Genomic DNA, 11,412 nt, shown 5'->3' with positions numbered 1-11,412 from the left:
ATTTCTGCAGCTATTTTAGCCACTTGGGAGTGTAACGAGTCAATTAACTGCGTTTCTGCATCTATTTTAGCCACTTGAGAGCGTAAAGAGTCAATTAACTGCGTTTTTGCAGCTATTTTAGCCACTTGGGAGCGTAATGAGCCAATTAACTGCATTTCTGCAGCTATTTTAGCCACTTGGGAGTGTAACGAGTCAATTAACTGCGTTTCTGCATCTATTTTAGCCACTTGGGAGCGTAACGGAGTCAATTAACTGCGTTTCTTCAGCTATTTTAGCCACTTGGGAGCGTAACGAGTCAATTAACTGCGTTTCTGCAGTTATTTCAGCTACTTGGGGGCGTGACGAGCCAAATAACTACATTTCGGCAGTTATTTTAGCGACTTGGAGACGCGACGAGCCAATTAACTGCATTTTTGCAGTTATTTCAGCCACTTGGGAGCGTAACGAGTCAATTAACTGCATTTCTGCAGTTATTTCAGTGACTTGGAGACGCAACGAGCTAATTGTGCTGATAAATTGTAGAGGTACTTATCGAGCTCCTCTAAATTCCGATCAATTTGCCCCATATATAGGGCGGTAAGATTACTGTTGGAATTCGCGATTTGATTGCGGACGACCTCGATGGCGTAGAAATTGTTGTAGAGCAGGAAGACAATAAGCGGGAGCATGACGATGAGGAACCCGAAGATCAACTTGAAACGAATGGACTTGAATAGGAGCTTCTCAAAGAATGGCATATCAATGTCTCCTTCCTACCGCTTCAGCATCCTTGCGGGGTGTGGTCATATTCCATTCATTGTAAACATTTTCATGATCGATTCATGGTAAAATCTTCAGGAATTATCGATATTTTATTGAAAGAATCCTAGAGGATCCCCGGTGAAAAAACCCTTTACGACGAGAGATTATGCAGGTATACTTAAGGTAAATCAATAATTTGAAATTGCGTTTCACTAGATGAAACGAATATCATTTCAAATTGGACTCTTGATCGAAGGGAACTCCTTCGAGAATAAATTTAGGAGGCGCAGCATCATGTCCAAAAAGGATCACTACTCCGTAGCCCGCGACCTGCAAGTGAACGGGAAAAGCTACCGCTACTACAGTCTTCAGGGTCTTGAAGAGCAAGGTATTGGCAGCATTAACAAGCTTCCATTCTCCATTAAAGTGTTATTGGAAGCTGCTGTACGTCAATTCGACGGCAGAGCCATTACAAGTGAACATGTGAAGCAAATCGCGAGCTGGGCGGAAGGCCGCGACGAGAACAAAGAGATTCCGTTCATTCCTGCACGTATTGTATTGCAAGATTTTACTGGCGTTCCGGTTGTCGTTGACCTTGCAGCTATGCGCGATACGGTCAAAAAAGCTGGCGGCGATCCAAAACAAATCAATCCGCTTGTACCGGTTGACCTTGTTATCGACCACTCGGTCATGGTAGATGCATTCGGATCTCCCGACGCGCTAGAGTACAACATGAATGTCGAGTTCGAACGTAATGAAGAGCGTTACCGTTTCTTGCGCTGGGCGCAAACGGCGTTCAATAACTTCCGCGCGGTTCCTCCAGGCACAGGTATCGTTCACCAAGTGAACCTTGAGTACCTTGCATCCGTAGCTGCAACGAAAGATGTTGACGGCGTGACTGAAGTCTATCCAGACTCCCTCGTCGGTACAGACTCCCACACAACCATGATCAACGGTCTTGGCGTTGTTGGTTGGGGTGTTGGCGGTATCGAAGCAGAAGCTGGTATGCTCGGCCAACCGCTCTACTTCGTTACACCGGAAGTTATCGGTTTCAAATTAACAGGTAACCTTGCTGAAGGCGCAACAGCGACAGACCTTGCGTTAACAGTAACGCAATTACTTCGTAAGAAAGGCGTTGTCGGCAAATTCGTAGAATTCTACGGACCAGGTCTATCCAACATCAGCCTTGCAGACCGTGCAACAGTTGCCAACATGGCACCAGAATACGGCGCAACGGTTGGTTTCTTCCCAGTCGATGATGAGACATTGAACTACATGCGCAGTACAGGTCGCGCAGAAGAGCAAATCGAGCTTGTAGCAAGCTACTATAAAGAGCAAGGCATGTATCGTACAGACGCGACACCAGATCCAATCTTCTCCGATGTGATTGAGCTGGATCTAGGATCGATCGTACCAAGCTTAGCTGGACCGAAACGTCCACAAGACCGTGTCGAGCTATCGAACATGAAAGAAGCATTCAACAGCATTATTCGCACACCAATCGATAAAGGCGGCTATGGCTTGTCCGACGAGAAAATCGTACAATCCGTTCCTGTCTCCCATCCGAATGGCGAGAAGAGTGAAATGGCTGCGGGTGCAGTCGTGATCGCAGCGATTACGAGCTGTACGAATACATCGAACCCTAGCGTTATGCTCGGTGCAGGTCTTGTCGCGAAGAAAGCCGTTGCACGCGGACTCAAGAAGCCTGGCTATGTGAAGAGCAGCTTAACACCAGGATCCCTTGTGGTAACTGAATATCTGCAAAAAGCTGGCGTATTGGAATCGCTCGAAGCACTGGGCTTCCACGTAGCAGGTTATGGTTGTGCGACTTGTATCGGTAACTCCGGTCCATTGCCGGATGAAGTGGGCCAAGCGATCGCGGATAACGATATGACGGTTGCAGCCGTTCTTTCCGGTAACCGTAACTTCGAAGGACGCGTTCACGCTCAAGTGAAAGCGAACTACCTTGCTTCCCCGCCGCTAGTTGTTGCTTACGCACTAGCAGGTACGGTGAACATTGACCTTGTGAACGATCCGATCGGCTACGATCAGAACGATGAGCCAGTGTACCTCAAAGACATCTGGCCAACATCGCAAGAAATCAAAGAAGCGGTAGCAACCGCATTAACACCGCAAATGTTCCGTGATAAATACGAGCACGTATTCACACAGAATGAGCGTTGGAATCAAATTGCAGCGCCACAAGGTGAATTGTATGAGTGGGATGAGAAATCGACTTACATTCAGAACCCGCCATTCTTCTCGAACCTAGGCACAAGCCTGAATGATATTACAGACATCAACAGCGCGAACGTGCTTGCATTGATGGGCGATTCCGTTACGACGGACCATATCTCCCCTGCAGGTAACATCAAAGCTGACAGTCCAGCAGGTGAATATCTCATCGAGAACGGTGTGAAGAAAGAAGACTTCAACTCCTACGGTTCCCGTCGTGGTAACCATGAAGTGATGATGCGCGGTACGTTCGCGAACATCCGTATTCGTAACCAAGTGGCTCCGGGTACAGAGGGCGGCGTAACGACTTACTTGCCGAATGAAGAAGTCATGTCGATCTATGATGCATCCATGAAATATCAAGATGCAGGTAAGAACCTCGTAGTTATCGCAGGTAAAGAATACGGTACAGGAAGCTCCCGTGACTGGGCAGCCAAAGGTACATTCTTGCTCGGCGTCAAAGCAGTTATCGCAGAGAGCTTCGAGCGTATCCACCGCAGTAACCTTGTTGGTATGGGCGTCCTTCCGCTTCAATTCCAAGATGGACAGAGCTGGAAGACACTTGGCATTACGGGCCGCGAGACATTCGATATCCTTGGCTTGTCCAACGATGTACAGCCAGGACAATCGGTGAAAGTTATCGCGACTCGCGAAGATGGCAGCAGCTTTGATTTTGAGGCTATCGTGCGTCTAGACAGCATGGTGGACGTCGACTACTACCATAACGGTGGTATCTTGCAGACGGTACTTCGTCAAATGATTGCGAACCAATAAAGAACGAACTCATATCATATGTTAAGAGCTCCGAGATGTCTGATTCATAGAACATCTCGGAGCTCTTCTTCATTCTCCCAACAACTCGTGCGCTGTCACTTGTTCTTCTGGCTTGCGATCCAGAATGCGAATATAATAAGCGGAATCAGAATAAACCAAGGGATCGTAATCCCCCCAACGAATATGGCTAGTATGAAGATAAGTACGAAGCCAATGATAATATACAGACAACCGCGGCCGAACGTCTCCATGTATACCGTCTCCCTTCAGGAGCATTGGATGGGTGTACTTCTAGTATACAAAGGCGATGCTCAGATATATGTTAACGAATTTAACAAAGTGTCGAAGCGTGCATGGAAAGACGAATAACCGCCCATCCTAAAGGACGAGCGGTGCGCCTGAGCTAATGACGTGTTACAGATCACATAGATCAATGAGCATGAATCGTGCATCATGACTCGCTTCAATCTGCAGCGTCGTGATATCGGAAATCCGCGCAGAATCTCGTGTACCAAGCTTCGCCTCACCATTTAAGGTGACATCCCCTTCGAGGACAAAGACGAAGATTTTGCGATCGGCAGTCGATATGTGAGAAATGGATTTCCCCGCATCCAGATCAGACAAATAGATCGTCATATCTTGATGGATCTTCGCGACGTTCTCCCCACCTTCGGTTGAGACAACAGGCAGCAACTGATTGCGCATTTGGCTCACATCGAATTTCGAAGTCTCATAGGACGGGTGTAGATTCGATTCACCGGGGATGAACCACATTTGCAAGAAATTTAAGGTTTCATCGCTCGAAGCATTGAACTCTGAATGGAAGATGCCCGTCCCCGCTGACATCCGCTGGATTTCACCAAATGAAGTAATCGCGTGATTACCCAGATTATCCCGATGCTCAAGCTCCCCCGATAGCACGATAGACACAATCTCCATTTCACGGTGAGGGTGCATACCGAACCCCTTTTGCGGCGTAACAAAATCATCATTCAGCACGCGCATTGCACCGAAATTTAAATTACTCGGATCATAATAATCTGCAAATGAGAAGCTGAAATTGCTCTTCAGCCAACCGTGATCGGCTGTATATCGTGATGCTGCTGGATAAATGTTAATCATCTTAGACCCTCCTCACTCCGATGAAATTAGTTCATCAATGTATATTGCCCGCCGCCGATCAAGGCGATACCTACAGCAACAGCAATGAGAACCAGATTATATTCGTAACCGCCTGCGGTGATCCACAATCCATTCTTACCATGAACCGTAATGATCGAGACCAGCATCGTAATGACGATGAGTGCAGCGCCGATCGTTAACCATACCCCCGAAGCGAATAACAACCCGCCTACAAGCTCGCCGCCGCCAGCCATAAGTGCCATCAACATCCCTGGCTTCATGCCAATGGATTCAAGCCATCCTGCTGTACCACGTAATCCGTGTCCCCCGAACATCCCGAATAATTTCTGAGCGCCGTGACCGATAAATAAAAGACCAATCACCAAGCGAATAATAAGAATACCTACATCTAACATGTGTAACTCTCCCCTTAACACTTATATTTTGTTTGTTACTTACTAAAATTAATATACACCCCTTAACTAACTTTTGTCAAGCAACTAAAAATATTTTTAAAAAACCTATTTTTCTGACATTAGATATGTTAAAATTATGACAAGGACATTGCACATTGCATTTGCCCGGAAAAGAGGTGTTACAATGGATTACTCTAAAATGTGTCCAAAATACGAGCACGCTTCTGAGCTGCTTGGCAAGCGTTGGACAGGTCTAATCATTCGCGTACTGTTAGGCGGTCCACGAAGATTCAAAGAAATTAAAGAGCAAATTCCGGAAATGAGCGATAAAATGCTGACGGATCGGATCAAGGAGCTGGAGAACTGCGGCATTCTCGTCCGAAATGTCTATCCGGAGACCCCGGTTCGTATCGAATATGACCTAACGGATAAAGGTAAAGATCTAGAACCCGTTATTGAGAAAATTCAATCCTGGGGCGAAAAATGGATGTGAATCATGAACGACAAAAAAGAGCCGATACCATGCAGTCTGTACTGCAGTGATATTGGCTCTTTTTTAGTGCTCTTCATTCCTATTTGGCGCTCTTCCTACCGTAACATCTTCCCCATGCGCTTCGCTGCTTCAATGACAAGCGGCGCTTGATCCTGCATCGCCTGCAGCGAGAAGCGGTTCACAGGTCCTGAGACGGATAAGGCCGCCGCCAAATGGTGAGATCTGTCGAATATGGGTGCAGATAGGGCTGCAGCACCAGATTCCCGCTCTTCAAAACTCGTCGCATAGCCCTGCTCCCGAATCTCCGATAGCTGACGGATATAGTGCTCCTTCTCCGTCTCAGACGTCCAGTCTAATGACTGGATTAATTCTGCTTGCATATCCCCATTCGCATAAGCAATCAATACTTTACTCGATGCCCCTACCGATAGCGGCGCACGCATACCCACAGGAGCTACCCTGCGTATCGCATGATTACTCTGTACGGCTTGAATTCGGATGCGCTCTTTGCCATCACGCAAGTACAAGCTGATCGTCTCTCCGATCAAATCACGCAGCCGCTCCATTTCCGGCAGCAGTATACTTGCTGGATCATCCTCTTGGGACAAGTTAGCAGTCAGCTCCCATACACGCATGCCAAGTCGATACTTCTCCGTCGCTTGATTGCGTGTGACAAATCCTTTTTCCTCCAGTGTCGTTAACAACCGATGTACGGTACTCTTATGCAAGCCGATCTTGCTGGAGATTTCCGTCAAGCCCAAATCCGTATCCGATGTAAAGCAAATCAGTATATCTAAAGCCCGCTCGACGGCTCGAACCGTTAATTTACGTTCTTCCAAGAGAGGATTCCCCCTTAAAATAGTTTCATAGAATGAAACAAAGTTACATCTAGTATAACGAAAATCTACGCTTTCGTAAAGCTGAGATTACCTCTGTTACAGGTAGATTACAAGGACCTTACAAATTACGACCACCCATTGACCCTAGACCTATCTCATCATACGATAGAACTACCACAGATTTATAAAACGCTTTCATAGATCTCTTAGAGGTTGTTCAAAATGTCATCAATTGATCACGAAGTCATTCAAGAAGCATAATCGACATCGAATCTTGCGTTCACCTTCGAAGTCCGGTACTCATTTAGGTTTCGCCTAAACTCCGTTCCTCCTAAAAGTTTTTCGGAGAAAAACTCGCTACGGAAACATGGCTTCAGGTTCTCGCAACCTTCTCGGTGCTGAATTGCCGACTTTTTGAACACTTACTTTTAAGGAAGATCAAAATTATATATTAATAATCAATTCACATCTAAGATTATAGAGGAGGTATACGCAATGACGACATCCACATGGACTGAACCTGTACTTCAAGGCGAAATTCTACAGCCTACTGCACCTGCGATACCTTATCGTCGTCTGCGTCTGAGACATGTCATGATCGCACTTACTCTATCACTTGTCACACTCCTCGTCTTTGCCTTTCTAGCATTGCATGGATATATTGCATGGGTGTTGTCTAATCCAACGGTTGCAGACATCACATCCAATCCCTATCAAGCCAAACGCTTGCATTACGAGAATATTACATTCCCTGCTTTAGATAACAGTACGAATTTAGAAGGTTGGTATATCCCCGCTGCGAACTCGAAGAAGACCATCGTATTCAGTCATGGCTATGGTGCGAACCGCGAAGAGCTGTGGGTACCGATGTACGATCTCGCACAATTCGCACACCGATTGAATTACAACGTCGTTATGTTCGATTACGGATTCGCCTCCAAGACCCATAAGCTTGCCGCAACGGGCGGCGCCATCGAAAGTGAACAACTGCTCGGCGCCATTCAATATGCGAAGGAACGCGGATCGCAAGAAATTGTCGTATGGGGCTTCTCTATGGGTGCCGGCACGGCCTTACAAGCCGCGCTTAAGACAGATGACATCGATGCAATGATCTTAGATAGTACGTTCCTGCTCGAGCCTGATACACTGTATCATAATATCAGTCAACATATGAAGCTGCCGCGTGATGTATCGCTGCCCATTCTAAGATCCTTATTCCCTATCATTAATGGCACGAGCTTGCAGCAAATTCCTTATGAGGCCGTGAAAAGTCATAACTATGAAATGCCGATCTTCTTCATTCACGGAACGAATGATGAGAAGGCTCCTTATCCGATTGCAGAGGAACTCGCAGCGAAGCAGAGCAATCTCAACTCCGAGGTTTGGATCTCGAATGGCGCATTGCATGAGATGATCTATCGTCAACATCCCAAAGAATATTTGAAGCGAACTGCTTCTTTCTTAAATGCCGTATCTTAATCTTAGAGTCTACCCTGACAGCATGGCATAGGCATCAACAACTTGGAATATCTTGATTAAAGATGCTCTAAGGGAGGTGCTTATGACATGCTGTTTGTATATGGTACGCTCATGCCCGCGCGCGTACTCGAAGAAATTCTGCAATGGAAACGACAAGAGAAAGATAACATGGCCTTCATTCCTTCCGTGCTACCCGCACTTGAACCGCAATATGTCACTTGGCTGAACGAATGGGAACGACTCGTGCACCGAACCATTCACTATACACAGTTCTATATCCATCCATTTCGCCATACCCATCAGCCCTATGCCCCGGAACTTCAAGAACAAGTCGATCATTTATTGAACGCTTCCCTAGCCCATTCGCTAGCATGGGTCACACAGCTTCGCGAAGTGATTGCCGCAAGCCCTGCGATTCAACGAAATATTCCAGCGCAGCAGACCCTACGCCGTATCATTGAACAAACCGAGTCTTTCATCCATACCGCGCAACCGATGGTACATCCGGGGATCACTGCTCCCGCAGTTACAGAGCAGTCTCCCATCACTTCAGAGGATTACCGGATGAAGACATGGTCCGATATGCTTCCCCCCAAACAACCGGAGCCCGTTCCTATCGGTGGTCATCTACTGCCGCCTCTCGCCTACCCTTATGATGCACTTGAACCTTACATCGATGAGACAACGATGCGAATCCATCACGACAAACATCATCAAGCGTATGTCGATGGTCTTAACCATGCAGAATTAGCACTTGCCAATGCACGCGAAGACGGGAACTTCGACCTCGTTAAATATTGGGAAGGCGAGTTGGCCTTTAACGGTGCTGGACACTATCTACATACCCTCTTCTGGGAAATCATGAACCCTGAAGGCGGCGGGAAGCCTGAAGGAGACTTAGCCGAGCAAATTATCCAGGATTATGGCAGCTTCGAGAAGTTCAAGGCCCATTTCAGTGCTGCAGCAGAGAAGGTAGAAGGCGGTGGCTGGGCGATCCTCGTCTGGAGCCCTCGTAGCGGTCGTACGCAGATTTTACAAGCTGAGAAGCACCAGAACTTATCACAGTGGGATAACATTCCCCTCCTCCCAGTCGACGTCTGGGAGCATGCCTATTATTTGACGTATCAGAACAATCGCCGCAAATATATCGATAATTGGTGGAAAGTCGTCTATTGGCCTGCGGTAGCAGCCCGATACAAGCAAGCAAAACAATTGAGATGGCAGCCGTGGTGAACGGCATTATAATAACCCGTGCAGCTTCACAGCCGCGCGGGTTATGTTTTGTTATAAAGAAGTGATACCTCGCACGAACTGCTGTTAACGTATAGGCTTCACAGGCCGCTGCCACCAAATATACGCTTGCACCTTCTTCGTATGCGTTGCGAGATTCGGCGAAGAAGGAAGAGCGATACCAAAGGGCTGAAGCAGTGAGTTCTGTTCCACGGACACCTTTGCAGTCTGGACGGACCAAGGCGAGTGCTGAATGTCGGTGATGATCAGTTCATTGCTCACAACACCTTTCGCTTGAAGCGGTACGGGATGTAGTATATCGCTATACTGGCAGTAACGCTCTGTAAGCCATTTGGTTAATGAATTAGTGACTGCGGGATAAGGACTCGAGACCGGCGTTGCACGCAGACGCAGCTTGGTATGGTCCGAAAGACTGCAGTCGATACGTTGATCCGGCGGATGGCTCAATTGCGGCTTGTCCGGATGCATCGGATCGATGCGAAGATCAGCATGAACGAACGGCATATGCATAAATTGCGAAGCGCCGAACACAGCCAAGCGACTGGTGGCACCGATACGTAAGAAATAGACCCCGGGTTTGCCTTCACTAGATCGAACATAGGTGCGAATGTTGACCTGATTGAAGTCCATCATGCCCGGTATGGGTGGCATGAAACGTAATCTCAGGTGATGCACCTGTAGAACGACGATGCTGATCCAAGCTTGGTCATGATAGGTATCCAGTTCAAGTCCTTTCGGGATGAACGAGGACAGCATCTTCGGATCCATCGCGTAATGGACGAAAGTGATGTCACGCCATTGCTGCGACATGATCCACGGCGCTTGCGGCAGTGGCCAAGGACGCGTGGGATTCAACTCTGATAATTGCATGAATAAGTCAGTCCCTCCAATACGCGTATGCTTCGGGATGGCAGGATACACCAAGTTATACAGTATTGGAATGTAGGATGCGATAATTTGATAAATCTATGCAAGAAGCCTCATTTGCACAGTAAATAGAACAGTCTATTATAACAAATACCCCAATGCACACCGGGAATGATACGCAGCAAGATCTCTTGCAAATTGTTGATCCGGGAAACCGCGATGCAGCAGCTTTAGCCCCCCCGCCATTAAGGAGATGTGGTAATAGAATCGGTAAAAAGCCATTCGGTACGGATCAAGCGTATCATGCTTAAGATACCGATAATATTCGCCGAAACGGAGTTCAAGGAAGCTATGTTCAAGCTCGATATCATAGAACTCCGCTCCCTCGATATCGATCAAGTAAGGCTCCAATTGCTGATTCACCAATATATGATCGGGACCCAATTCACCATGGATAAATCCATAACGGTTGCGAGGTGCTATGCGTGATGCGAGCACATGCAGCATTTCGAGCAGCTGGCTATAGTGGGCCTTGATTGGCTCAATATACTGGGAGGCATACAACAACTGATTTTCGGCATCCTTCTTCTGAAGTAAGTGGCAGTTCTCTCTGGCTTCTTCCCGATCATTCACCTTCCCAAAAGTCTGCCTTATGTTCCCATGCATGCCAGCCAGCATATCGCCGATCTGATGGAACAATGCATCCTGTACCCGCGTATCCGACTCGTGAAAATAGACCTCCGCTTTCTGCCCTTCCATGTATTCTACGAGTGCATAATCGAACGGATACTTCGTTTGATCCTGATTCAAGTCGTACAGAGCAGGCGTTCGAATCCCCTGTTCCTTGAAAAATCTATTATTCATCGCGAATAAATCACTACCATAAGATCGATGATCCGCACCATTGCTTTCGATTTCTTCTTGAAAATAATTCATCGTCAGATCCCACACATAGAGTACACAGGAAAATCCATTGCTACAGTTCAACTTGTAGATGACCTTCTGTGCACCGCCGTGCAACCTCACCATATCCGTAACCCAATAATTCGTTCCAAACACGTTCCCTACATAAGTTTGCAAATCAGATAAATCGAGGTGAAAATTCCGTTCCATCTTAGCAACACTCCATTTCTTCGGTTATTGCCGGCACTTCAACTTTATCGGAAATTTTCCCAAAAATATAGACTGTTTCTTC

The 11,412-nt window shown here is 47.0% G+C and carries 12 protein-coding genes; 4 read left to right on the top strand and 8 right to left on the bottom strand.

What is annotated here, in order from left to right; genetic code table 11:
- A partial coding sequence (locus AC3WU2_RS08440) for a hypothetical protein (protein ID WP_492453109.1) occupies positions 1 to 248 on the bottom strand: 248 nt, incomplete at its 3' end.
- A 222-nt stretch (positions 249 to 470) separates the two neighbouring features.
- Positions 471 to 737, bottom strand: coding sequence for a hypothetical protein (locus AC3WU2_RS08435; protein ID WP_492453107.1), 267 nt, complete (start codon positions 735 to 737; stop codon positions 471 to 473).
- 298 nt (positions 738 to 1,035) lie between these two features.
- Between AC3WU2_RS08435 and acnA the strand changes: the two genes are divergently transcribed.
- A complete protein-coding gene (gene acnA, locus AC3WU2_RS08430; RefSeq protein ID WP_492453105.1) occupies positions 1,036 to 3,750 on the top strand; it encodes an aconitate hydratase AcnA in 2,715 nt (904 codons plus the stop codon).
- Positions 3,751 to 3,845: 95 nt separating this feature from the next.
- On the opposite strand, the gene AC3WU2_RS08425 is transcribed toward acnA, so the two are convergent.
- The 3 genes from AC3WU2_RS08425 to AC3WU2_RS08415 all read right to left on the bottom strand — a co-directional run bounded on the left by AC3WU2_RS08425 (position 3,846) and on the right by AC3WU2_RS08415 (position 5,288).
- Positions 3,846 to 4,001: a hypothetical protein gene (locus AC3WU2_RS08425; RefSeq protein WP_018754897.1), complete on the bottom strand. Its 156-nt coding sequence runs from the start codon at positions 3,999 to 4,001 to the stop codon at positions 3,846 to 3,848.
- Between the two features lie 163 nt (positions 4,002 to 4,164).
- Positions 4,165 to 4,872, bottom strand: a complete 708-nt coding sequence (locus tag AC3WU2_RS08420) for a pirin family protein (protein WP_492453103.1) — start codon at positions 4,870 to 4,872, stop codon at positions 4,165 to 4,167.
- A 26-nt stretch (positions 4,873 to 4,898) separates the two neighbouring features.
- The gene (locus tag AC3WU2_RS08415; RefSeq protein ID WP_018754894.1) at positions 4,899 to 5,288 is read right to left on the bottom strand and encodes a DoxX family protein; all 390 of its coding nucleotides are present in this window, start codon (positions 5,286 to 5,288) and stop codon (positions 4,899 to 4,901) included.
- 184 nt (positions 5,289 to 5,472) lie between these two features.
- On the opposite strand from AC3WU2_RS08415, the gene AC3WU2_RS08410 reads away from it, so the two are divergent.
- Positions 5,473 to 5,781 (top strand): winged helix-turn-helix transcriptional regulator, encoded by a 309-nt coding sequence (locus AC3WU2_RS08410; protein WP_018754893.1) that lies wholly within the window; start codon positions 5,473 to 5,475, stop codon positions 5,779 to 5,781.
- 95 nt (positions 5,782 to 5,876) lie between these two features.
- Here AC3WU2_RS08410 and AC3WU2_RS08405 read toward each other — a convergent pair whose 3' ends face one another.
- Positions 5,877 to 6,620 carry an IclR family transcriptional regulator gene (locus AC3WU2_RS08405; protein ID WP_492453099.1) on the bottom strand — a complete coding sequence of 248 codons (744 nt, stop codon included), beginning with the start codon at positions 6,618 to 6,620 and terminating at the stop codon, positions 5,877 to 5,879.
- A gap of 495 nt (positions 6,621 to 7,115) precedes the next feature.
- On the opposite strand from AC3WU2_RS08405, the gene AC3WU2_RS08400 reads away from it, so the two are divergent.
- A complete protein-coding gene (locus AC3WU2_RS08400; RefSeq protein WP_492453097.1) occupies positions 7,116 to 8,099 on the top strand; it encodes an alpha/beta hydrolase in 984 nt (327 codons plus the stop codon).
- An 87-nt stretch (positions 8,100 to 8,186) separates the two neighbouring features.
- On the top strand, positions 8,187 to 9,332 hold the full coding sequence (locus AC3WU2_RS08395) for a Fe-Mn family superoxide dismutase (RefSeq protein WP_492453095.1): 1,146 nt from the start codon (positions 8,187 to 8,189) through the stop codon (positions 9,330 to 9,332).
- A gap of 84 nt (positions 9,333 to 9,416) precedes the next feature.
- Here the strand turns inward: AC3WU2_RS08395 and AC3WU2_RS08390 are convergent, their stop codons facing one another.
- Positions 9,417 to 10,220, bottom strand: coding sequence for a YqjF family protein (locus AC3WU2_RS08390; RefSeq protein ID WP_492453093.1), 804 nt, complete (start codon positions 10,218 to 10,220; stop codon positions 9,417 to 9,419).
- A 138-nt stretch (positions 10,221 to 10,358) separates the two neighbouring features.
- Complete coding sequence (locus AC3WU2_RS08385; protein WP_492453091.1) at positions 10,359 to 11,330, bottom strand: phosphotransferase; 972 nt, start codon at positions 11,328 to 11,330, stop codon at positions 10,359 to 10,361.
- Positions 11,331 to 11,412: the final 82 nt, after the last annotated feature.

It is taken from the genome of Paenibacillus sp. EB106-05-06-XG162, assembly GCF_058791655.1.
This window is presented reverse-complemented; position numbering and strand designations above follow the sequence as displayed.

What these genes read in the sequence shown, in the direction of transcription:
- AC3WU2_RS08435 (WP_492453107.1), bottom strand. Translation starts at nt 737, where the DNA reads ATGCCATTCTTTGAGAAGCTCCTATTCAAGTCCATTCGTTTCAAGTTG.
- AC3WU2_RS08420 (WP_492453103.1), bottom strand. Translation starts at nt 4,872, where the DNA reads ATGATTAACATTTATCCAGCAGCATCACGATATACAGCCGATCACGGT.
- AC3WU2_RS08390 (WP_492453093.1), bottom strand. Translation starts at nt 10,220, where the DNA reads ATGCAATTATCAGAGTTGAATCCCACGCGTCCTTGGCCACTGCCGCAA.
- AC3WU2_RS08385 (WP_492453091.1), bottom strand. Translation starts at nt 11,330, where the DNA reads ATGGAACGGAATTTTCACCTCGATTTATCTGATTTGCAAACTTATGTA.
- AC3WU2_RS08410 (WP_018754893.1), top strand. Translation starts at nt 5,473, where the DNA reads ATGGATTACTCTAAAATGTGTCCAAAATACGAGCACGCTTCTGAGCTG.
- AC3WU2_RS08400 (WP_492453097.1), top strand. Translation starts at nt 7,116, where the DNA reads ATGACGACATCCACATGGACTGAACCTGTACTTCAAGGCGAAATTCTA.
- AC3WU2_RS08395 (WP_492453095.1), top strand. Translation starts at nt 8,187, where the DNA reads ATGCTGTTTGTATATGGTACGCTCATGCCCGCGCGCGTACTCGAAGAA.
- acnA (WP_492453105.1), top strand. Translation starts at nt 1,036, where the DNA reads ATGTCCAAAAAGGATCACTACTCCGTAGCCCGCGACCTGCAAGTGAAC.
- AC3WU2_RS08415 (WP_018754894.1), bottom strand. Translation starts at nt 5,288, where the DNA reads ATGTTAGATGTAGGTATTCTTATTATTCGCTTGGTGATTGGTCTTTTA.
- AC3WU2_RS08425 (WP_018754897.1), bottom strand. Translation starts at nt 4,001, where the DNA reads ATGGAGACGTTCGGCCGCGGTTGTCTGTATATTATCATTGGCTTCGTA.